Origin of the sequence: Roseivivax jejudonensis, assembly GCF_900172265.1 — a bacterium.
Lineage (GTDB): Bacteria > Pseudomonadota > Alphaproteobacteria > Rhodobacterales > Rhodobacteraceae > Roseivivax > Roseivivax jejudonensis.
This window is the reverse complement of record NZ_FWFK01000002.1, coordinates 151111-172281: the sequence shown is the minus strand read 5'-3', so window position 1 is coordinate 172281 and position 21171 is coordinate 151111. Positions and strand designations below refer to the sequence as shown.

Genomic DNA, 21171 nt, shown 5'->3' with positions numbered 1-21171 from the left:
CCAAGATACAGCGACACGATCAAGCGCCCCGCGACCCCGTCGCGGGGCGTCTGCGTATCTGCCGGCTCAGGCCTTGCGGATCGTCCAGATCATGCGGGCGCCGTCCTCTCGGCTGTCCTCCAGCGCGTGGCCGGACTCCGTGCAGAAGTGCGGCATGTCCACGATCGCGGCCGGGTCGTCCGTCGTGACCACGAGGATCTCGCCCGCGGCAAGCGCCGAAAGACGTTTGCGCGCCTTGAGAACGGGCAGGGGGCAGAGCAGGCCGGTGGCATCGAGTTCACGTGTCATGCGCGAAGGGCTAGGGCGATTATGTCAGCTTGTCCACGCTCCTGTGACCGGTAGAGCCGTGACGCGCCGCCACGGATGACCTAAGCCTTGGCCATGTTCGGAATCGAGATCATCGATGCGGGTCTGCTGCCCGGCATGTTCGTGGCGCTGACCGCGGGCGTGATCTCCTTTCTCAGCCCGTGCGTCCTGCCGATCGTGCCACCCTATCTCGCCTTCATGTCCGGCGTGTCGGTGACCGAGATGCGCGCCGGCGGCTCGGCGCGCGCCAAGGCCGGGATCGCCGCGCTGTTCTTCGTTCTCGGACTGTCGACCGTGTTCATCCTCCTGGGGTTCACCGCGTCGGCCTTCGGCGCGTTCTTCCTGCAGAACCAGATCTGGCTGGCGCGGGCCGCGGGCGTCGTGGTGATCGTGTTCGGCCTGCATTTCCTCGGGGTCTTCCGGATCCCGTTCCTCGACCGGGAGGCGCGGATCGACGCCGGCGAAAGCGGCGGCTCCGCCTTCGGCGCCTACCTTCTGGGCTTGGCCTTCGCCTTCGGCTGGACGCCCTGCATAGGTCCACAGCTCGGCGCGATCCTGTCGCTCGCGGCATCGGAGGCCAACGTCGCGCGCGGCACCGTTCTTCTGGGGGTCTATGCGGCGGGCCTCGGCATACCGTTCCTGCTCGCAGCATTCTTCCTCAGCCGCGCGATGGGCGTGATGAACCGTATCAAGCGGCACATGAAGACGATCGAGCGGGTCATGGGCCTGTTGCTCGTCGGGGTCGGGCTCGCGCTTCTGACCGGGGCGTTCTCCGCCTTCTCGTTCTGGCTGCTCGAGACGTTCCCTGCGCTGGCGATGCTGGGCTGAGCGGCGCACGCCGGATTTTCGCCCTGCTTGGCGCCTTAAACTGGCCGGCTTGCCGGGCTACGATCCGGCGATGACCGAGACGACACCGGACAGCGAAAAGACTGCGCAGGAGGTGCGGCGGCGCCGGGTGTTCTACATCCCGGGCTACGACCCGATCCATCCCCGGCGCTATCGCGAGCTCTATCGCCGCGAGGGCGCGGCGCAGGCCGGGATCTCCGGATACGCGCTCGCGCTTCGGCCGCGCAACGGCGGCGGGCGCTACGGTTGGCATGTCGAGACCGATATCGCCGGCGCGCGCACTGCTGCGGAGATCGAGGTTCTGGTCTGGTCGGACATCGTGCGCGACAGCATGTCGAACAGCATCCCCGGCACCTACCTGCAGCTCGTCCGGACGGCGTGGATCTACATCGCCTCGGGCGCGCTGCGCCGCTTGATGCTGCTGCGCAAGGGCCCAGTGATCGCCGCGCTCTATCCGGTTGGGATGCTGTTGCTGCAGCTTTGCGTGGCGCTGGGTCTCCTTTGGGCAGCGGTCGCGGTCGCTGGCGCGCTCCTCGGCCCTGTCTCGGGCGTTCTCGCCCGGATCGTCGGCTACGGCGCCGGGGGGGCGGCGGCGGTCGCCGCGCTGCGCTGGTTCCGGGCGAAGGACAACCGATTGTTCGCCTACTACCTGATGCACGACTACGCCTATTCGGCGAGTTGCCGGGGGGCGAACCCGCCCGCGCTCGAGGCGCGGATGGCCGTATTCGGCGCCGAGATCGCTGCCGCGCTGGCCGATGACGTGGACGAGGTGCTGATCGTGGGCCATTCGTCCGGCGCGCATCTCGCTGTGTCGATCCTCGCCGACCTGATCCGCGCGGGCCGCGCGCCGGCCAACGGTCCGCGCCTCGCCTTCCTCTCGCTCGGGCAGGTGGTGCCGATGGTGTCGTTCCTGCCCGGGGCTCATCGCCTGCGGGCGGATCTGCATTTCCTCTCGACGCGCGACGAGATCACGTGGGTCGACGTGACGGCGCCCGGCGACGGCTGCGCCTTCGCGCTCTGCGACCCGGTCGCGGTGTCGGGCGTCGCGCCGGAGCGCAAGCGCTGGCCTTTGGTCTTCTCGGCGCAGTTCACACGCTCGCTCAGCCCCGAGCTGTGGCGGAGCCTGCGCTGGCGCTTCTTCCGGCTGCACTTCCAGTATCTCTGCGCGTTCGATCGCCCGCTGGACTACGACTATTTCCAGATCACCGCTGGCCCGCTCAGCCTCGGGACACGCTATGCCGACCGGCCGCCGTCGGCGAGCCGGATCGACGTGCCGGTGTCCAAGTTCACCTCGATGGCGGCATGAGCGACGCCGACCGGCCGCGCCCGCCGAAGCCGCCATCGCGCGCCGAACGAGTGTCGCTCTGGCGGTATGCGCGGCTCTTTCGCGCCGATATCCTGTCGGCGCAGCCAGAGCGTCTCTATCGCGCGAAAATGGCCGAGTTCCGAACGCCGTTCTTCCGTTCCTTCATGGTTAACGAGCCCGCGCTGATCCGCACGGTGCTGAAGGAGCGGCCCCGCGACTTTCCGAAATCCGACAGGATCGGCGAGGGGCTGCGCCCACTTCTGGGCAACAGCGTGTTCCTGACCAATGGCGCGCTGTGGGAACGGCAGCGCCGGATCATCGACCCGGCCTTTGAGGGCGGGCGGTTGCGCGACACATGGCCGGCAATGTGGGCGGCGGCCGAGGCCGCGGCAGAGCGGCTGGCCGACCGGGCCGCGGCCGGCGCGGAGGTGGAGATCGAGGCCGAGGCCAGCCATGCCGCCGCCGACGTCATCTTTCGCACGCTGTTCTCGATCCCGATCGAGGATCATCTGGCGCAGGCCGTGTTCACCGAGTTCCGCGCCTATCAGCGCAGCCAGCCGATCCTGAACCTTGCCGCCTTCATTCCTTTGCCGCGCGCCATCCCGCGGTTCTTCCGGCGCGACACGAAGCGCGCCGCGCGCCGGATCCGGGCCCGGATCACCGAGCTGACCGCGCGCCGGATGGCCGAGATCCGGGCCGGCACGGCGCCCGACGATCTCGCGACGAAGATCATGACCACGGCCGATCCCGAAACCGGCGAGACCTTCACCACCGAAGAGATGGTCGACCAGGTCGCGATCTTCTTTCTTGCGGGGCACGAGACCTCGGCCTCGGCGCTGTCCTGGGCGCTCTACCTCCTCGCCACCCATCCCGAGTGGCAGGCCAAGGTGGCGGCCGAGGCTACGGCGGTCACCGGCGCCCCGGACGATCTCGGCCGGCTGCGCATTGCGCGCGACGTCTTTCGCGAGGCGCTGCGTCTCTATCCGCCGGTGCCGATGATGGTGCGGCAGGCGGCCTGCCCGGAGCGGTTCCGGGACCGCGCCGTGCCGCGCGGCGCGCAGATCGTGCTGAGCCCGTGGCACCTGCATCGCAACGACCGGCACTGGCCTGACCCCGACGGGTTCGATCCCGCGCGCTGGTCGACCGACGCCGGACGGGCCGCGGCGCGTTATGCGTTCATCCCGTTCTCAGGCGGGGCACGGGTCTGTCCTGGGGCGGGATTCGCGATGGCGGAGGGACCCCTCCTGCTGGCGCGGATCCTGCGCGACATCACCGTCGCGCCCGTTCCGGGCAAGGTCCCGGCGCCGGTCGCGCACCTCACGGTGCGGGCGCGCGACGGGATCCACCTGCGCCTCGGGCCACGAAAGGGCGGCGAACCGCGCCGTTAGCGTTAAAGCCCGCGCGCCGCTCTATCCTCGCGCCGGGGCATGTCGTAGACCCGGTATCGACAGGATCATTGCCGAGGAAAGAGGTCGCACACATGGCCAAGGACACCGCCCAGCACGCCGAGATGGCTCGCCGCATGGAGACCGGGACCGGCTTCATCGCCGCGCTCGACCAGTCTGGCGGATCGACGCCGAAGGCGCTGCGGCTCTACGGCGTCGAAGAAGACGCCTATGACGGCGAAGAGGAGATGTTCGCGCTGATCCACGAGATGCGGGCACGCATCATAACCGCGCCGGACTTCACCAGCGAAAAGGTGTTGGGAGCCATCCTGTTCGAACGCACCATGCGCGGCGAGATCGAGGGACGCCCGACGGCGGATCTTCTGTGGAACAGCCGCGGCGTGGTGCCCTTTCTCAAGATCGACAAGGGGCTGGAGGACAAGGCCAACGGCGTTCAACTGATGAAGCCGATGCCGGGGCTGGAGACACTGCTCGACGAGGCGCGGGGCTTCGGCATCTTCGGCACGAAGGAGCGCTCGGTCATTCACGAGGCGAACGCGGACGGCATTCGCGGCATCGTCGACCAGCAGATCGAGGTCGGCCGCACCGTCTGCGGCAAGGGGCTCGTGCCGATCCTGGAGCCCGAGGTGGATATCCACTCCGACACCAAGGCAGAGGCCGAGGTCATGCTGCGCGATGCGCTCGCCGCGGCACTCGACACGCTGCCCGACGACGAGACGGTGATGCTGAAGCTCACGATTCCATCGGAGCCGGGCCTCTACGATGCGCTTGCGGATCACCCGCGTGTGCTGCGGGTCGTCGCATTGTCGGGCGGATACTCGACCGACGAGGCCTGCGAGCGGTTGTCGAAGAACCCCAAGATGATCGCCAGCTTCAGCCGCGCGCTCACCGAAGGGCTGTCCCGCCAGCAATCGGACGACGAGTTCAACGCGGCGCTCGGCGGCAACATCGACAAGATCTACCGCGCCTCGGCCTGACGGCGCCGGCGCACGAAAAAGGGCCGGTGCGGTCGCACCGGCCCTTTCGCGATTTCGCAACGAGGTAGCTCAGCCCTCGTAACGCTCCATGTTTTCAAGCTCTTCGCGGGTCATGTTGGTGTAGACGCGGACGTCGTCACCTTCGGTCGCACGCATGACCTGAAGCTCGTCCATCGCGAGGGCCACCTGGCGCTCGCCAAGACCGAGGAACCCGCCGACACCGACGACGATGCGCTCGATCCCGTCGCCACCGACAGCTTCTTCGATGTCGCCGATGCGCTCGTTGTTGGTGTTGAAGAGCGCCGTATCCGTCAGCTCGTCACGCTCGACATCGGTCGCCGCGACGGCCTCGTAGCCGTCAATCTGCATGTCGGTGCCCGAACCGCCTTCGGCATCGGCCGACTGCATGTCTTCCGTTTCGGTGCCCGACTGCTCGGCATCGGCCGACTGCATGTCCTCGGTCTCGGTGCCCGACTGCTCGGCGTCCGCCGACTGCATGTCTTCGGTCTCGGTGCCGGACTGCTCGGCGTCCGCCGACTGCATGTCCTCGGTCTCGGTGCCCGACTGCTCGGCGTTCGCCGACTGCATGTCCTCGGTCTCGGTGCCGGACTGCTCGGCATCAGCCGTTTGCATGTCCTCGTCCTGCGATCCGCCGGACTGGTTTGAAGAGCCCTGCTGCGTCGACGAGTCTTCGGAGGCGTCACCCGACTGCGCGGTCTGCATCGTGATCTGCGGCTCGCCGGACTGCGTGAATTCGACCTGCGGCTCACCGGTCATGTTGAATTCGATGTTCGGCTCGGAAGACTCGTAGTTCACGGTCGGCGTGCCGGCGCTTTCGAACGTGACATTGCCGGAGTTGCCGCCCTCGGCGGAGCTGTCCGACCCGTCGCCCGATTGCGATGCCGTCTGGCGCACGGTCACCTGCGGTTCGGCCTGGGTTACCGCGACTTCGGCGTTCTCGATTGGCTGCAGCTCTTGTGCCTCGCCCTCGGCATAGGTGCTGCCGGACTGCGAGTCCTCGACCTGCACGCCTTCGCCGGTCGCATCCTCGTTGTCCACCACGCGGAGGTCGAGGTTCACCTGCGGCGCGGCCTGCTGCAGCGACACGGTCGGCTCACCTTGCTGAACGTCGACCTGCGGCTCGGCGTCCGCGACGTTCACGTTCGGATCCGGCATGGTGATGGTGATCTCGGGCGCCGGCTGGTCGATGCGCACGGTCGGCTGCGCCATTTCGAGCGACACGGTCGCCTGCGGCTGGCGCACGGTGATTTCCGGCTGCTGCTGCTGGACGGTGACGTCGGGCTCTGCGTTCTCGACGGTCACCTCGGCGGCGCCTTGCTCGACGTCGACCTGCGGCGCCTCGCGCTCGAGGCGCACGATGCCCTCGACGACACGCTCTTCGTCGATCTGCACGGTGGTCTGCTCGCGCTCGGCCACGGTGGCGTCGGCGCTGGCCTCGGCGTCCGCTTCGGCGGTCGCGCTGTCGCTGGCCTCGGCGCTGTCGGTGTCGGTCTCGGACTGCATGTCCTCGAGCTGCGCGAGCTGCGTGGCGCAGGCCTCGGCTTCACCGTTTTCCACGGTTGTCTGCAGTTCGTCCTCGGACATGGGCGCGTCCTGCGGCAGGCCGTCCTCGATCATCGCGGACAGCTCGTCGCAGGGCTGGTCCGACGATTGCGCGAAGGCCGGCGCGGCAGCGACCGGAAGGGTGAGCGCGGTGCTCACGAGAAGGCGTGTGAAGATGCTCATTGGGTCTTGGTCCTCTGTCTCTTTCACGAATGGGCGATTGGCTGAGGGCCTGGACAGCGAACGGGTGGTGCCCGGCGATGTTCCGCCGGCGACCCGCGAGAATAAGCAGAAAATGTCCGTTTTACCGCGCGTTGCAGCGTGTTCCGCGTCCGGATTTCCTTCGTGCCGCGGTGCGGCACGATTGGATTCGGCGCCTCACATCAGCGCTGTAACGGGCATGTGAAGAGCCGCGATTTCGTTCCATGGATTTTTTCGCCGGACACGCGAAAAAACTGGCGCGAATTCGCTGCAGGCCCCGCGACCGAATGGCCGCGGGGCCGGGTTCCAGTCGTGCAGGATCAGGCCGCCGCGGCCGGCGCGGACTTTGCCAGGCCCTGGTCGAGATCCCGGATCAGGTCGTCCGCGTCCTCGATCCCGATCGAGATCCGCACCACGTCCGGCGCGGCGCCCGCCGCCTTCTGCTGCTCGGGTGTGAGCTGGCGATGCGTGGTCGAGGCCGAGTGGATGATGAGCGAGCGCGTATCGCCAAGGTTGGCCACGTGGCTGAACAACTCGAGGCTGTCCACGAGCTTCACGCACGAGTCGTAGCCGCCCTTGAGCGTCACGGTGAAAAGCCCGCCCGCGCCCTTCGGACAGATCCGTGCCACCCGGTCATGCCAAGGCGACGACGGCAGGCCCGCATAGGTTACCGCGGACACGGCGTCATGCTTTTCGAGCCAGCTCGCGATCTTCTCGGCGTTCTCGACGTGTTTCTGCATCCGCAGGCTCAGCGTCTCGATCCCGAGAAGGGTGTAATGCGCGGCCTGCGGGTTCAGCGTCATGCCGAGGTCGCGCAACCCGACAGCGATCCCGTGGAACGTGAAGGCGAGCGGGCCGAAGGTCTCGTGAAAGGTCAGCCCGTGATAGGCGGGTTCAGGCTCCGACAGCGACGGGAACTTGCCCGAGGCCGACCAGTCGAACTTGCCCGAGTCGACCACGACACCGCCGGTGACAGTGCCGTTTCCGGTCAGGAACTTGGTCAGCGAGTGGACCACAAGCGTCGCGCCGTGTTCGATCGGGCGGCAGAGATACGGCGTGGCCGAGGTGTTGTCGACGATGAGGGGCAACCCGGCATTGTCCGCGATGGCCGAGATCGCATCGAGGTCGGTGATATAGCCGCCCGGATTGGCGATGGACTCGCAGAAGATCGCGCGCGTGTCATCGTCGATCGCGTCGCGCACCGCGTCCGTATCGTCGAAATCGACGAACTTGGCCGACCATCCGAAGCGCCGGATCGTGTGGCTGAACTGTGTCACCGTTCCGCCGTAGAGCCGGGTGGAAACGACGACATTGCACCCGGGCGCCATCAGCGGAAACAGCGCCATGATCTGCGCGCCGTGGCCCGACGAGCAGCAGACCGCGCCGGCGCCGCCTTCGAGCGTGGCCATGCGCTCCTGCAGGACGGCGACCGTGGGATTGGTCAGCCGCGAGTAAATGAAGCCCACTTCCTGCAGGTTGAACAGTGCGGCGGCATGTTCGGCATCGCGAAAGACATAGGCGGTGGTCTGGTAGATCGGCGTCTGGCGGGCGCCGGTGGCGGGGTCAGGCCGGCTCCCGGCATGCACCTGCAGCGTATCGAAGCCATATTGCGGCGTGTCGGTCATTCTGTCCTCCCTGAAATCCGTTCGGCGCCGACGCTAGCGACAGGGATGCGACTCGTCCATCGGAGGATGGGCGCGACGATCCCGCGCCCTGTGCGCCGGACCGTGGCCGGCTCCCGGGCGCTTGCGGGCCGTTTCGTCAGGCAGCGGCAGGGGCGGAGCGGGCCCTGGGCGGGCACGCGATCACACCCGCGACCGGCCCGGCGCTAGCGGGTCCAGAAGCCTTCGCGCTTCAGCTTGTTTCGGATCGCCTGCTCCTTGCGGGGCAGATCGTCCTGGTCGAAGAGCGCGCGCACCTTCCGACCGCGTCCGTGATAGATCATGTGGCGGAACGGCTCGTAGGCCTTCAGCACCTTCTTGACCTTGTTGGGCGCCGCGATCCGCTCGAGCATCTCGACCGCGCGATCGTCCTCGCGGGCGTAGAGCAGCGGCAGCGTGCGGTAATGACAGCTCGTGCGTCCGTCGAGCCATCCCTGTTCGAGCGTGTCGCGGCCGCCGCCGAGACCATGAATGACGAGTGGCAGAGCCACCTGGTCGAGCCAGGGATCGAGGCTCTGGCAGACGAGTTCGGGCGGTGGAGTGTCCCGTATCGCCAGTGCCGTGTCGAGGAACCGTTGGGCGAAGAGCGCGGGATCGCGGTGAAAGAAGAAGCCGGCGTTGAAGTAGAGGTAGCGCCGCCAGTATTCGTCGGGCCAGGCCCGATCGAGCGAGCTGTCGAAATCGAGCCCGAAGCTGTCGTAGAGCGATTTCCAGATGCGGGTGTAGCCGGGCCCGTAGAGTTCGATCACCGGCCACGTCCCTTCGCGGCGCAGCGACGCCGTCGGACGATCGAAGTCGAACGGCACGGCATCGAGATCGTCGAGCAGGAGCGTATCGGTGTCGAAGAACACGAACGGCGCGTCGCCGGGCAGGGCGAAAAGCGCCTCGATCTTGTTGCCGTAGGGATAGCCGGCGCCGAAATGGCGGCTCTCGAAAGAAACGATGGTCGCGCCGAGCTCTTCGAGGAGCCCGCGCACCGGTGGCGATATGCGGGGATCTCCCGGCCAGAGCGGTCCGGGCTGCGGTTCGGCCACGACCAGGTTGAAGCGCGGCCCGGTGATCGTCTCGGCCAGCGACAACGCGAAGAGCGCCGCCTCGTATTCCAGCCGCCCTGCCTGGGCGACGACGAGTAAGTTCACGCGGGGCGGGCGGTCGGGATGGTCCGTCATGCTCGGCTGCTCGGGCTTTTTGCCGCGCAGTATGACGGACCCGCGCCGCCCCCGCGAGGGATTTTCCGCGCCAAAAGCGTGCGCGTGTCTTGCGGGATCCGACAGGCGTCCGCCCCGCGAGTGCGGACGCCGCTGTCCGGCCCGTCAGATCTCGATCGCGGTGAGCACCTCGGGCTCGATCACATCGACGCCGGGCAGCCCGGACTTGAGGGCGTCGGCCGACTGCTCCAGCAGCGGGAAGGTCTTGTAATGGCAAGGGATCACGGTCTTGAAGTCGAAGTAGGTCTTCGCCGCGTAGGCCGCGCGCGCCATGTCCATCGTGAAGTGTCCGCCGGCACAAAGGATACCGATATCCGGCTGGTGGAGCGCCTGGAACACGCCCATGTCGGCCGTCACGTCAGTGTCGCCCGAGACGTAGATCACGTGACCTTCGGCGGCGATCATGAAGCCGGCCTCGGAGCCGCAGGAGACCGGGCCGTGCGGCCCCGGCATGGTCGATGAATGGGTGGCGTGCACCATCGTCACCTTTGCGGGGCCGACCTCGACCGTACCGCCTTTGTTGAAGCCGACCGTCTCGAGGCCTTCGTTCTGCTCCCAGTGCTGCATCAGGTCGAACATCCCGATGACCGGCACCGACAACTCTTTCGCGAGGCTGACCACCTCGCTGGCATGGTCGAAATGACCGTGCGTGAGCAGGATGTGCGTCGCGCCTTTCGTGGCCTCGTCCTTGCGATCCTCGGGGAAGGACGGATTACCGTCGAGCCACGGGTCGAGCAGAATGACCGCGTCGCCGATCTCGAGGCGGAAGGAGGAATGGCCGAGCCAGATAATCTTCATGGGATGTCTCCTCGTTTCGTCACCGCGGAGCTTAGGGCGGCCGGTATATGGGTCGAGTGGTCGCACCCGTTCCGCCGCCGTTGGGCGCCGGCACAACGACCTCACGCGCGGGTGGTGCCGCTCCTCCAGCGCGCGCTAGGTAACGGACCGAGGCAAGGGACCGGCCGCGATGGACTGGACGCAGGCGATCGATGGATATTGCGAGCGGCTGGGCCCGGGGCTCTGGGCCGAGCCGGTCAACGCGATCACCAATTTCGCCTTCGTCATCGCGGCACTGTGGGTGTGGCCGGTCACCCGCGGGTTGCCGAAGGCACGCATCCTCGCCGTCATTCTTCTCCTGATCGGGATTGGCTCGGGTCTTTTCCATACGTTTGCCGTCGCGTGGGCGGCGACGCTCGACGTCTTGCCGATCGTCGCCTTCATCGTCGTCTATATCTACGCGGCGCACCGCGATTTCTGGGGGCAGGTGCGGCTCGTGGCCGGGGGGCTCACGCTCGCCTCGGTGCCGGCGATGATGGCGGTCTCGCAGGTCCTGCCGTTTCGCGCGGCGCTCGGCGGATCGGCGGGATACGTGCCCGTGCCGCTGCTTATCTTCCTTCATGCCGCTCTTTTGGCGCGGCGGGCGCCGGTTACGGCGCGCGGGCTTGCCGCAGGCGCCGCGCTTCTGTGCGTGTCGATCGGCTTTCGCACCCTCGACGCGCCGCTCTGCAGCGCCGTGCCCATCGGCACGCATTTCATGTGGCACGTCCTGAACGCGACCATGCTCGGCTGGATGATCCTGGTCTACCGCGCCCATGTCCTTGCGGGCGACCCGGCGCGGCGCTAAACGCGGGCGCTGACAGAGTTCCCGACGGAGGCCCCATGTCCGAGATCGACACAGCGACCGCCGCGCGCGTGGCCCAGCTCGCGCGCATCCGCGTCGACGACGACGCTCTGCCCGCGCTGGCCGAGGAGTTCGGCGCGATCCTCGGTTTCATCGAGCAGCTGCAGGAAGTTGACGTCGAGGGCGTGGAGCCGATGGTGTCCGTCACGCCGATGCGTCTCAAGCGGCGCGCCGACGAGGTGACCGACGGCGGCATGGCCGACACCGTGCTGTCGAACGCGCCGGATGCGCGCGAGGGCTTCTTCGCCGTGCCGAAGGTGGTGGAATGAGCGAGCTTCCCAAACTGACCATCGCAGCAGCGCGCGATGCGCTGCGCGCCGGCGAAGTGACGAGCGCGGAGCTGACCGAGGCGTGCCTCTCCGCGATCGACGGGGCGGATGCGCTCGGTGCCTTCGTTCACAAGACGCCCGACCGGGCGCGCGAGATGGCCGCCGCCGCGGATGAACGGCTCAAGGCCGGCGACGCGCCCGATCTCTGCGGCATCCCTCTGGGGATCAAGGATCTGTTCTGCACGAAGGGCGTGGCGAGCCAGGCTGCAAGCCGGATCCTCGAGGGGTTCTCGCCCGAATACGAGTCGACTGTCACGACGCAACTCTTCGCGGCCGGCGCGGTGATGCTCGGGAAACTCAACATGGACGAGTTCGCCATGGGCTCGTCGAACGAGACGAGCACCTACGGCAACGCGGTGAACCCGTGGCGCCGCGGCAACGACACCGCGCAACTGACGCCCGGCGGATCGTCGGGCGGGTCGGCCGCGGCGGTCGCGGCGGATCTCTGCCTCGGTGCGACGGGCACCGACACCGGCGGGTCGATCCGTCAGCCCGCCGCCTTCACCGGGATCACCGGGCTGAAGCCGACCTACGGGCGCTGCTCGCGCTGGGGTATCATCGCGTTCGCCTCCTCGCTCGATCAGGCCGGCCCCATGGCCAAGGACGTGCGCGACGCCGCCATCCTCCTGAGCGCGATGGCCGGGCATGATCCGAAGGACTCGACGTCCGCCGACCTGCCGGTGCCTGACTTCGAGTCGATGCTCACCGGCGACGTGCGCGGCAAGACCATCGGGATCCCGCGCGAGTACCGGATGGACGGCATGCCCGACGAAATCGAGAGCCTCTGGGCCGAGGGCCGCAAGATGCTCGAGGACGCCGGCGCGACGATCGTCGATATCTCGCTGCCGCACACGAAATACGCTCTGCCCACCTATTACGTGATTGCGCCGGCCGAAGCGTCGTCGAACCTCGCGCGCTACGATGGCGTGCGCTACGGCCACCGCGCCAAGCTCGCGCAGGGCGACGGCATCGTGGACATGTACGAGAAAACCCGGGCCGAGGGCTTCGGCCCCGAGGTACAGCGCCGCGTGATGGTCGGCACATACGTGCTGTCGGCTGGGTTCTACGACGCGTACTACAACCGCGCCCGGAAGGTTCGCACCCTCATCAAGAAGGACTTCGAGGATGTCTTCGAACAGGGCGTTGACGCGATCCTGACTCCGGCGACGCCGTCCGCGGCTTTCGGCCTCGGCGAAATGGCCGAGGCGGATCCGGTCCAGATGTACCTAAACGATATTTTTACCGTGACCGTGAACCTCGCGGGCCTTCCGGGCATTTCCGTTCCAACGGGGCAGGACCGGACCGGCCTGCCGCTCGGGCTCCAGCTCATCGGCAAGCCGTGGGAAGAGGCCGAGTTGCTGAACACTGCCTACGCACTGGAACGTGCTTCGGGCTTCGTGGCAAAGCCGGAGAAATGGTGGTAATGCGGCGAACGATTTCTCACGGGGGTACTGCCATGCGGTTTGTTCTTCTCTCGACGGCAACGGCGCTCGCGCTTGCCGCCTGCGCGCCGAGCGTTCCCAACGACGCGGGCGTGGGCTTTGACAGCTACGATGAGAACCGCCGCGCGCGGGTCGATTCCGAACTCGCCACGTCGCTGCGTCCGGATGTCGGCATGACCCAGCCCGCGGGGAATCCGCCGCAATCGGCGGGCGACGCGTCCGGACAGGGCGGCGGCGACGACATCGCGGCGATGGCCGCGGCGGCGCTCGACCGCGATCCCGATGCGCCCGCCTCTGGCGCCGGCGCGGCCGGAGCGGCGCCGGGCGCGGTCACGAATTCCGCAGGTATCTCGAACGAGAACAACTTCGATGCCGTGTCGAGCCGCCGCTCGATCGAGGAAGATGCCGCGCGCGTTGCGCAGAACACCGCACAGTATCAGCAGATCGCCCCCGAACCGTTGCCGCAGCGCCCGTCCGGCCAGACTGCCAACGTGGTCGAATATGCGCTGACCACCACCAACCAGGTGGGGCAGCCGATCTACAGCCGGTCGCCCTTCGCATCGAAGGCTCGCGAGCAGCGCAACTGCACCGCGTACGCGTCCGCGGACCTCGCACAGGAAGCATTCCTCGAGTCCGGCGGTCCCGAGCGCGACCGCGAGGGTCTGGATGCCGACGGCGACGGCTTTGCCTGCGGCTGGTCGCCCGCGCCGTTCCGGCGCGCGCGCGGCTGAGGCCCGTCGATCGACCGAGCCCCAACCACGGGGCGCGGCGCGACAACGCGCGCCCCGATCTCGTGATCCTGCATTACACCGCGATGCGCGCGTCGACCGATGCGCTTGCGCGACTCTGCGATTCGGGCGCCGAGGTGTCGGCGCATTACGTTATCGAACCCGGTGGGCAGGTGTGGTCCCTCGTGCCCGAAGAGCGCCGCGCCTGGCACGCGGGCAAGAGTGCTTGGGGCGCGGTGCGCGACGTGAACTCCCGCTCGATCGGCATTGAACTCGTCAATACCGGACGACAGCCGTTTCCCGAGCCGCAGATGCATGCGCTCGAGTCGCTGCTCGACGCGGTGCGCGACCGCTGGAGCGTCCCGCCCGAACGGGTGATCGGGCATTCCGACATCGCGATCGGCCGCAAGGTCGACCCCGGCCCGCGGTTCGACTGGCGCCGCCTGGCGCGACGCGGCCACGCGGTCTGGCCAGACCAGGCGACACCGGGCGATTTCGAAGAGGATGCGCGGCGCGCGGGCTATGTCTGGGAGGCGGGTCAAGAGGATGCGCTCCTCGCGGCGGTTCGGCTGCGCCTGCGGCCGTGGGCGACCGGCCCACTCGGCGCGGTCGACCGCGCGCTGGTGGCCGGGCTCGCCCGGGACTGGCCGGTGGCGGCGGAGCCCGCTCAGTCGACCTCGTAAGGCAGGACCTCGCGGCGGTCGGGGGTGATCGTCAGTCGCCGTTCGAGCGGCGGCACCGATCGCTGGTGGCAGGCCTTCCGCTCGCAGATCCGGCAGGAGATCCCGATCGGCTCGAACACGTCGGCACGGGTCAGGTCGAGCCCGTCCGCATAGATCAGCGCGCCCGCATGCGCGACCTCGCAGCCAAGCGCGATCGCGTATCGGCGCACCGGCGCGCCGTAGTGGCCGCCGGGCTTCGACACGTCGCGTGAGAGGCTGATATAGCGCACGCCATCCGGCGTTTCGGCCAGCTGTCGGAGGAACCGGCCCGGCGTCTCGAAGGCGCGATGCACGTTCCAGAGCGGACAGGCGCCGCCGAAACGGGCGAATTGCAGCCGGGTCGCCGAATGGCGCTTGGTGATCGTGCCGGCCTGATCGACCCGGACAAAGAAGAACGGGATCCCCTTCGCGCCCGGCCGCTGCAGCGTCGACAGGCGGTGCGCCACCTGTTCGATCGAGGCGCCGAAGGCGAGGGCCAGACGCTCCAGGTCGTGGCGCATCTCCTGCGCGGCGGCCAGAAAGGCGCTGTAGGGCATCATCGCCGCGCCGGCAAAGTAGTTGGCCAGCCCGATCTGCGCGATCGCGCGGGCGGCATCCGAACGGAAGCGCGCGAGGTCGAGCGTGGCCTCAATCAGCTTGCCGTGCTCGATCAGGGCGAGCTGGAGAAGGCACTGGAACGTCTGGGTTTCCGCCGGCGCGCGCGCCGACAGGACAAGCTGGCGTGCTTCGGGGTCGTAGACCCGAAGCGTTCCGGTATCGGCCAGAGTGACCTCGATACCCCGCGCGGCGAGATCGGCCGTCGCCGCCGCATAGAGCGACGATGACCCGGCGGCACGCGTGGCATACCGCTCGGCCGCGCGGTCGACGGCATCGATGTAGTTGTCGCAATAATGGAAGAAGTCGCGCACCTCTTCCCAGGGCGAGGGCTGCAGCTGCGTGCCCTCGCGCCCCAGCGCTTCGTCGAGCGAGGCGAGCCGCTCGTGCGTCTCGCGGTAGGCGCGGTGCAAGGCGAGGAACGCGCGCGCGATGGCTGGCGCGTTGGCGGCAGTCAGACGGAGATCCGGCAGGGCCGGCGTTTCGGTGAAGACCGGATCGGCCAGCGCCTCGCGCATGTCGGTGACGAGGCGCTCGGAGTCTCCGGGTCCGAGTTCGGTCACGTCGAAGCCGAAGTGCTGCGCCAGCGCGAGCAGGACGGTGGAGGACACCGGCCGGTTGTTGTTCTCCATCTGGTTCAGATACGGGAGCGACACGCCGAGCTTGGTCGCAAAGTCCTTTTGCGTGAGCGACAAGCGGCCGCGCAGATCGCGCAGCTTGGCCCCGGCATAGAGTTTCTGAACGGGCATCACGGCGCCTTTGCGAAGTCTCGCGGCGTTCTTTGCAAATTTCTGCGGCGCTGCCTAGCAAAAGGCAACTGGCGCCGCCTGCAACTCGGACGGGTCAGGTTGCGCCGGCCCGCTCCAGCTGGCGATCGCGCAGAACCACGAGCGTGATCGCCGCGATGCCGCAGATGCCCGTCGCGAATTGCAGCCACAGAAGCGGCCATGGCCCGGTGCCCGGCGCGAGAAGCACGCCCGCAAGCGCCGAGAGCGCTGCACCGCCGCCGATCATGATCGCGCCGGCCAGCCCGGACGCGGTGCCGGCGAGACGCGGGCGCACCGACAGCGCGCCGGCGGTCGCGTTCGGGATCGTCATGCCGTTGCCGAGCCCGACAAAGCACATGAACCCGAAGAAGGTGAGCGCGGACCCCAGCCCCGCCGCGAAGACCAGCATCGACGCGGCGACGCCGACGGCATTGATCGTGGCGCCCATGGCCACCATGCGGTTGACGCCCACGGTCGCGGAAAACCGGCCCGACGCCCAGTTGCCGATGACGTAGCCCACGGCCGGCGCGCCGAAGTAGATGCCGAGGGTCGAGGGGTCCAGCCCGAAGACCTCCGAGCCCACGAACGGAGCGCCGCCGAGGTAGGAGAAGAACGCGCCCGAGGAGAAGGCCGCCGCCAGCGCGTAACCCCAGAACCGCGGCGCGGTCAGAAGCTCGGGATACTCGCGGAACTGCTGGCCGAGCGTGAGCGGGGAGGGCGCCGCCGTCTCGCCCAGGTCGCGCCATGCCAGCCAGAAGAGCAGGGCACCGCCGCCCAGCATGAACCAGAAGTTCGCCTTCCAGCCGAAGGCTTCGTCGAGCACGCCGCCGATCGCCGGCGCGATCATCGGCACGAGCGCCATGCCCATCGTCACGTAGCCGATCATCGACGCCGCGCGGTCCTGGCTGACCATGTCGCGCACCACGGCCCGCCCGAGGACCATGCCGGTCACCACCGTCGCCTGAAGCATGCGGAACGCGAGGAAGGTCCAGATATCGGGCGCGAGGATGCAGCCGAACGTCGCGATGATGAATATCCCGAGACCCCAAAGGATGACCGGACGCCGTCCGAGCTTGTCGGATACCGGGCCAAGGAAGATCTGCAGGCCTGCGTTGACTCCGAGATAGACGGCGACCGAAAGCTGCACGAGCCGGTACTCGGTCTCGAAATGCTCCACCATCGCCGGCAGGCTCGGCAGGAACACGTTCATCGTCAGCGCCGCGAGACCCGACAGCAGGACGAGCGTGAGGATGTGCGGGGGTGTGGTGCGGTCGAGAAAGACGACCCTGGGCGCGTCGGACATGAGTTGGGTCTAGGGCAGCGCGTGGCGCTGGCCAAGCGTGAAGCGATGATTTGCAGGTTTGCGGGTTATCGGAGGCGGGCTATGCCGGGTTTGCAAATTTGCCCGAAACGGCTTGTGACGTGTCATGCGCCCTGTATGGTCGCCCCGCGACGGAGCGACAGAGGGAGCGGACGCATGAAGGACATCCTGCAGGAGCTCGAGGACCGCCGCGCCGAGGCGCGGCTCGGCGGCGGCCAGAAGCGGATCGACGCGCAGCACGCCAAGGGCAAGCTCACAGCGCGCGAGCGGATCGAGCTTTTGCTCGACGAGGGCTCCTTCGAGGAGTTCGACATGTTCGTCGCGCATCGCTGCACCGATTTCGGCATGGAAAAGCAGCGTCCTTACGGCGACGGCGTGGTCACCGGGTGGGGCACGATCAACGGCCGCATGGTCTATGTCTTCAGCCAGGACTTCACCGTGTTCGGCGGATCGCTGAGCGAGACGCACGCCCAGAAGATCTGCAAGATCATGGACATGGCAATGCAGAACGGCGCGCCCGTGATCGGCCTGAACGACTCGGGCGGCGCCCGGATACAGGAAGGCGTGGCGAGCCTCGCGGGCTATGCCGAGGTATTCCAGCGCAACATTATGGCGTCCGGCGTGATCCCGCAGATCTCGGTGATCATGGGCCCGTGCGCGGGTGGCGCGGTCTATTCGCCTGCGATGACGGACTTCATCTTCATGGTGAAGGACAGCTCGTACATGTTCGTTACCGGTCCCGACGTGGTCAAGACCGTGACGAACGAGGTGGTGACGGCCGAGGAACTGGGCGGCGCCACCACCCATACGCGCAAGTCGTCCGTCGCCGACGGCGCGTTCGAGAACGACGTGGAGGCGCTGGCCGAGGTGCGGCGTCTGGTCGACTTCCTGCCGCTGTCGAACCGCGAGAAGCCGCCGGTGCGCCCGTTCTTCGACGAACCCGGGCGGCAGGAGGCGAGCCTCGACACGCTCATCCCCGAGAACGCCAACACGCCCTACGACATGAAGGAGCTGATCGAGAAGGTCGCCGACGAAGGCGACTTCTACGAGATCCAGGCCGAGTTCGCGAAGAACATGGTCACCGGCTTCATCCGTCTCGAGGGGCAGACCGTCGGAGTGGTGGCGAACCAGCCGATGGTGCTCGCCGGGTGTCTCGACATCGATTCGAGCCGCAAGGCCGCGCGTTTCGTGCGCTTCTGCGATGCGTTCGAGATCCCGATCCTGACCTTCGTGGACGTGCCCGGTTTCCTGCCGGGGACGGGCCAGGAATACGGTGGGGTCATCAAGCATGGGGCCAAGCTCCTCTTCGCCTATGGCGAGGCGACGGTGCCGAAGGTGACCGTCATCACCCGCAAGGCGTATGGCGGGGCCTATGACGTGATGGCCTCCAAGCACCTGCGCGGCGATTTCAACTACGCTTGGCCGACGGCGGAGATCGCCGTGATGGGTGCGAAGGGCGCGACCGAGATCCTCTATCGCGCCGAGCTTGGCGACGCCGAGAAGATCGCCGCCCGCACGCAGGAATACGAGGACCGGTTCGCCAACCCCTTCGTCGCGGCCGAAAAGGGCTTCATCGACGAGGTTATCCAGCCGCGATCGACCAGGCGCCGGGTCAGCCGTGCCTTTGCGGCGCTTCGGGGCAAGAAGCTGTCGAACCCCTGGAAAAAGCACGACAACATCCCGCTGTGACAGACGCCGCCGCTACAGATCCGGGTGATTGGGGCCCGGCGCCGGTGCGCCGACACGGCTGGTTCGTCGCGCAGCGCGGGCCGCGGCTCGTGCATGCACGCCACTGGCCGCCGCGCTTCGACGTCTGTGCCGAGACCCGGTTCCCGATCGCCGATGCGCGGCGTCTCGCCCGTGCGGTGCGTCAGGATCTGTGGCGTCACTTGCAAGACTTGCGCGGTTTCTCACCTGTGGTAGTGCTTACGCGAAGTGATGATTGTCTGTGCATTCGCGCCGGTGGACGCGTGATGACGCGGCATCCGGCGAATGGCAGGCATCAAGAGATCGAAACGCTTCTGACGGCACGGGCGCATCGGGCGCGCTGGCTGTCTTGGGCGCAGAGACCGGGCAGGGGCCGATGATTCGGTTGACGTCCGGACGAGACCACGAGGTAGCGGGCCAGACCCGCGCTTGCGCAGCCCCGGCGGGAGGAGCCCTGAAAAGGGGCCGGGGCTGCCCCTGGTGGACAGCGATGACCCTGACATTGGGATCCGGCATCGGCTTGGCGCAGGCGCTATCCGCACAGGAGGCGCTTGCGGCCGTCCACGACCTGCCGTCCGGTCTTCGCGCGCAGCTTCTGGAGGTGCGCCGCGACGAGGGCGAGCCCGAGCGCTGGCGGTTCGTGGCGCCGGACCTCCCGGGACTGGTGGAAGACCTGCCGCGACTGTCGCGCGATCTCGATGCGCTTTGCGCCGACGTCGTCCTGCCGACTCTCGATGCCGCCGAAGACGGCGTCCCGGAGCGGGTTGTCATCAGTCTTTCGGCGGAACCGACCGAGTTCGGAGCCGCGCGGCCCGGCATCGTTCAGGTGTTCGAGGCGTATTCGATTTCGGGCGATTCCTGCATCTGGGAGGCGTTCTAATGAATCCACAAGATCTGGTGTTTCGGCGTGCGCGACATACCCATATTGCGACTTTCGCGGCACATGCGGCGCGTCGCCACAGGGCAGCATGTGCAAGTCCCGGAAATTCCGATAGTTTGGGGGGTGGTCGCAGAAACGTGACTACTACATCCCTTCGGAGGTGGTGCCCGAAATCGGGTGCAACACGCCTTTGGAACACTGACAGGAGACGAGAATGTCCCACACGGTTAAGCTCATCGCCCTCTTCGGCTTCGTCGCCGCTCTGTCCGCATGTGGCGGCCAGCAGGAGGAAGAAGTCGTGGTTGTCGAGCCCGAGCCGATCACCACGGAGCCGGTCTACACCGGCAAGTACAAGTAATCGGATCGAGGGACGGATCGGACCACGATCCGTCCCGACCCCGGGCCCTCCGCACGCCGTCCGATCACCGGAGGCGGGCCCATGCTGAAGCATCGCGGATTCCCGAGCCGTCTTCCCGGCTCCGACTACCAGTTCACAATCCGTCGCGCGAACCCGAAGGGGGCTACGCCGTTGACCCGGCGGGAGCGCTATGCCGACCGTCGCCCACCGGACCGGCGGGCCGACACCGCGTTTCTCGCCGCCCTTTGGCACCATTTCGGCGATGAGCCGTTCGAACGCGGCAATCTCGACGCCGGGCGCCTGTCGTGGCTTCTGGGCCGCGAGGTCAAGCCGGCCGAGGATCCGTTCGACCCCGAATCCTACGATGCGTTGCTGGTGATCGATGAGCCGGTGGCGCGCGCAAGCTTTCCCGAAGCGTTCGATCCGGAGTTCTGGGCATGATGCTGCCGATCAACCGCGGCTTTGGGCAGGAACGGGCCGATACCCGCGCGGCGTGCATCGGGCGCTTGGAACGGCGTCAACCCTCTGTCAGCGTTCGGGTGTCCCAAGCTGGGTCAACCGCGCGACGGATCTGCACACCTCGATCCGCGGCGCACCGTAACCCTTCCCCTTCCGGGCGGTCCGGGCAATCCCCTGACCGGCCGCCCGGATTTTTCCCGTTCCACCGTGGCGTGTGTCGGCTTTGCCTCCGGCAGTTCGGCGCCTATTTCGGCACGAGCCGGCGGAGTGTCGCTCAAACTCGCGTGAATGCGGGGTTTTCTTGGAACAGGAAACGACGGAAGACGGTTTCTCGCGCGTACGCTTATAACGCGAAATCGGAATGTAGGGAGTTTCTGAGATGCTCAAGATCGCCAAGCTTACCACCGTCGTCGGTGTCCTCGGCGCCAGCCTCGCCGCGTGCGAGAGCTCTGACCTGCCGCGCGCCGCGACCGGTGCCGGCGCAGGCTATCTCGTCGACCGCGCCACGGGCGGTGACGGCACCGTCGGCGCCGCGGTCGGCGCAGCCGGCGGCGTTGTCTGCGACGACGTCACGCCGCAGCTGTGCAACTGATCTGATCCGCACGCGGGCCGTCACGGCCCGCCGCGGAGACGTAATGAGAGGCCATCGGGGCACATCGCTCCGGTGGCCTTTTGTCGTGTCGGGGGCTGGCGTCGGGCCGGCGCCGTG

Annotated in this window: 21 protein-coding genes; 14 read left to right on the top strand and 7 right to left on the bottom strand. The window is 67.6% G+C overall.

All coding sequences use genetic code 11. The annotated features are described in order from the left end of the window. Positions 1 to 66 precede the first annotated feature (66 nt). The gene (locus ROJ8625_RS05855) at positions 67 to 288 is read right to left on the bottom strand and encodes a sulfurtransferase TusA family protein (RefSeq protein ID WP_085790947.1); all 222 of its coding nucleotides are present in this window, start codon (positions 286 to 288) and stop codon (positions 67 to 69) included. A gap of 93 nt (positions 289 to 381) precedes the next feature. Here ROJ8625_RS05855 and ROJ8625_RS05850 point away from each other — a divergent pair, with 93 nt between their 5' ends. The 4 genes from ROJ8625_RS05850 to ROJ8625_RS05835 all read left to right on the top strand — a co-directional run bounded on the left by ROJ8625_RS05850 (position 382) and on the right by ROJ8625_RS05835 (position 4841). Next, positions 382 to 1134, top strand: coding sequence for a cytochrome c biogenesis CcdA family protein (locus ROJ8625_RS05850; protein WP_085790946.1), 753 nt, complete (start codon positions 382 to 384; stop codon positions 1132 to 1134). Positions 1135 to 1204: 70 nt separating this feature from the next. Further along, positions 1205 to 2458: a hypothetical protein gene (locus ROJ8625_RS05845; protein ID WP_085791342.1), complete on the top strand. Its 1254-nt coding sequence runs from the start codon at positions 1205 to 1207 to the stop codon at positions 2456 to 2458. After that, entirely contained in the window at positions 2455 to 3846 is a 1392-nt protein-coding gene (locus tag ROJ8625_RS05840; protein WP_085790945.1) for a cytochrome P450, read from the top strand. Before ROJ8625_RS05845 ends, ROJ8625_RS05840 begins: the two co-directional genes overlap by 4 nt. 92 nt (positions 3847 to 3938) lie before the next feature. Next, complete coding sequence (locus ROJ8625_RS05835; RefSeq protein ID WP_085790944.1) at positions 3939 to 4841, top strand: fructose bisphosphate aldolase; 903 nt, start codon at positions 3939 to 3941, stop codon at positions 4839 to 4841. A 69-nt stretch (positions 4842 to 4910) separates the two neighbouring features. On the opposite strand, the gene ROJ8625_RS05830 is transcribed toward ROJ8625_RS05835, so the two are convergent. The 4 genes from ROJ8625_RS05830 to ROJ8625_RS05815 form a co-directional block, all read right to left on the bottom strand. Beyond that, positions 4911 to 6587, bottom strand: a complete 1677-nt coding sequence (locus tag ROJ8625_RS05830) for a putative sodium/potassium/calcium exchanger (RefSeq protein WP_085790943.1) — start codon at positions 6585 to 6587, stop codon at positions 4911 to 4913. Between the two features lie 338 nt (positions 6588 to 6925). Then, positions 6926 to 8230, bottom strand: a complete 1305-nt coding sequence (locus tag ROJ8625_RS05825; RefSeq protein WP_085790942.1) for an O-acetylhomoserine aminocarboxypropyltransferase/cysteine synthase family protein — start codon at positions 8228 to 8230, stop codon at positions 6926 to 6928. 203 nt (positions 8231 to 8433) lie between these two features. Continuing rightward, positions 8434 to 9435: a GT-B fold glycosyltransferase domain-containing protein gene (locus ROJ8625_RS05820; RefSeq protein ID WP_085790941.1), complete on the bottom strand. Its 1002-nt coding sequence runs from the start codon at positions 9433 to 9435 to the stop codon at positions 8434 to 8436. Positions 9436 to 9579: 144 nt separating this feature from the next. Further along, positions 9580 to 10272 carry a metal-dependent hydrolase gene (locus ROJ8625_RS05815; RefSeq protein WP_085790940.1) on the bottom strand — a complete coding sequence of 231 codons (693 nt, stop codon included), beginning with the start codon at positions 10270 to 10272 and terminating at the stop codon, positions 9580 to 9582. A gap of 169 nt (positions 10273 to 10441) precedes the next feature. On the opposite strand from ROJ8625_RS05815, the gene ROJ8625_RS05810 reads away from it, so the two are divergent. From ROJ8625_RS05810 to ROJ8625_RS05790, 5 genes are read left to right on the top strand one after another with little or no spacing between them, the layout of a single operon-like run. Then, positions 10442 to 11098, top strand: coding sequence for a ceramidase domain-containing protein (locus tag ROJ8625_RS05810; protein ID WP_085790939.1), 657 nt, complete (start codon positions 10442 to 10444; stop codon positions 11096 to 11098). 35 nt (positions 11099 to 11133) lie between these two features. After that, positions 11134 to 11424: an Asp-tRNA(Asn)/Glu-tRNA(Gln) amidotransferase subunit GatC gene (gene gatC / locus ROJ8625_RS05805; RefSeq protein WP_085790938.1), complete on the top strand. Its 291-nt coding sequence runs from the start codon at positions 11134 to 11136 to the stop codon at positions 11422 to 11424. Continuing rightward, the gene (gene gatA / locus ROJ8625_RS05800; RefSeq protein ID WP_085790937.1) at positions 11421 to 12908 is read left to right on the top strand and encodes an Asp-tRNA(Asn)/Glu-tRNA(Gln) amidotransferase subunit GatA; all 1488 of its coding nucleotides are present in this window, start codon (positions 11421 to 11423) and stop codon (positions 12906 to 12908) included. Before gatC ends, gatA begins: the two co-directional genes overlap by 4 nt. A 32-nt stretch (positions 12909 to 12940) precedes the next feature. After that, complete coding sequence (locus ROJ8625_RS05795) at positions 12941 to 13657, top strand: hypothetical protein (protein WP_085790936.1); 717 nt, start codon at positions 12941 to 12943, stop codon at positions 13655 to 13657. Then, entirely contained in the window at positions 13621 to 14337 is a 717-nt protein-coding gene (locus tag ROJ8625_RS05790) for an N-acetylmuramoyl-L-alanine amidase (RefSeq protein WP_085790935.1), read from the top strand. Before ROJ8625_RS05795 ends, ROJ8625_RS05790 begins: the two co-directional genes overlap by 37 nt. Here ROJ8625_RS05790 and ROJ8625_RS05785 read toward each other — a convergent pair. Both ROJ8625_RS05785 and ROJ8625_RS05780 read right to left on the bottom strand, forming a co-directional pair. Continuing rightward, a complete protein-coding gene (locus tag ROJ8625_RS05785) occupies positions 14322 to 15719 on the bottom strand; it encodes a helix-turn-helix domain-containing protein (RefSeq protein ID WP_085790934.1) in 1398 nt (465 codons plus the stop codon). The genes ROJ8625_RS05790 and ROJ8625_RS05785 overlap by 16 nt on opposite strands. Before the next feature lie 94 nt (positions 15720 to 15813). Further along, entirely contained in the window at positions 15814 to 17040 is a 1227-nt protein-coding gene (locus ROJ8625_RS05780) for a multidrug effflux MFS transporter (protein ID WP_085790933.1), read from the bottom strand. Positions 17041 to 17214: 174 nt separating this feature from the next. On the opposite strand from ROJ8625_RS05780, the gene ROJ8625_RS05775 reads away from it, so the two are divergent. The 5 genes from ROJ8625_RS05775 to ROJ8625_RS05755 all read left to right on the top strand — a co-directional run bounded on the left by ROJ8625_RS05775 (position 17215) and on the right by ROJ8625_RS05755 (position 21054). After that, positions 17215 to 18747: an acyl-CoA carboxylase subunit beta gene (locus ROJ8625_RS05775; RefSeq protein WP_085790932.1), complete on the top strand. Its 1533-nt coding sequence runs from the start codon at positions 17215 to 17217 to the stop codon at positions 18745 to 18747. Between the two features lie 508 nt (positions 18748 to 19255). Then, positions 19256 to 19645 (top strand): DUF6497 family protein, encoded by a 390-nt coding sequence (locus ROJ8625_RS05765; protein WP_085790931.1) that lies wholly within the window; start codon positions 19256 to 19258, stop codon positions 19643 to 19645. Between the two features lie 214 nt (positions 19646 to 19859). Continuing rightward, complete coding sequence (locus tag ROJ8625_RS21150) at positions 19860 to 20003, top strand: hypothetical protein (protein ID WP_200813289.1); 144 nt, start codon at positions 19860 to 19862, stop codon at positions 20001 to 20003. 81 nt (positions 20004 to 20084) lie between these two features. Continuing rightward, a complete protein-coding gene (locus tag ROJ8625_RS05760; RefSeq protein WP_085790930.1) occupies positions 20085 to 20444 on the top strand; it encodes a hypothetical protein in 360 nt (119 codons plus the stop codon). Between the two features lie 397 nt (positions 20445 to 20841). Next, positions 20842 to 21054: a hypothetical protein gene (locus tag ROJ8625_RS05755; RefSeq protein ID WP_085790929.1), complete on the top strand. Its 213-nt coding sequence runs from the start codon at positions 20842 to 20844 to the stop codon at positions 21052 to 21054. Positions 21055 to 21171: the final 117 nt, after the last annotated feature.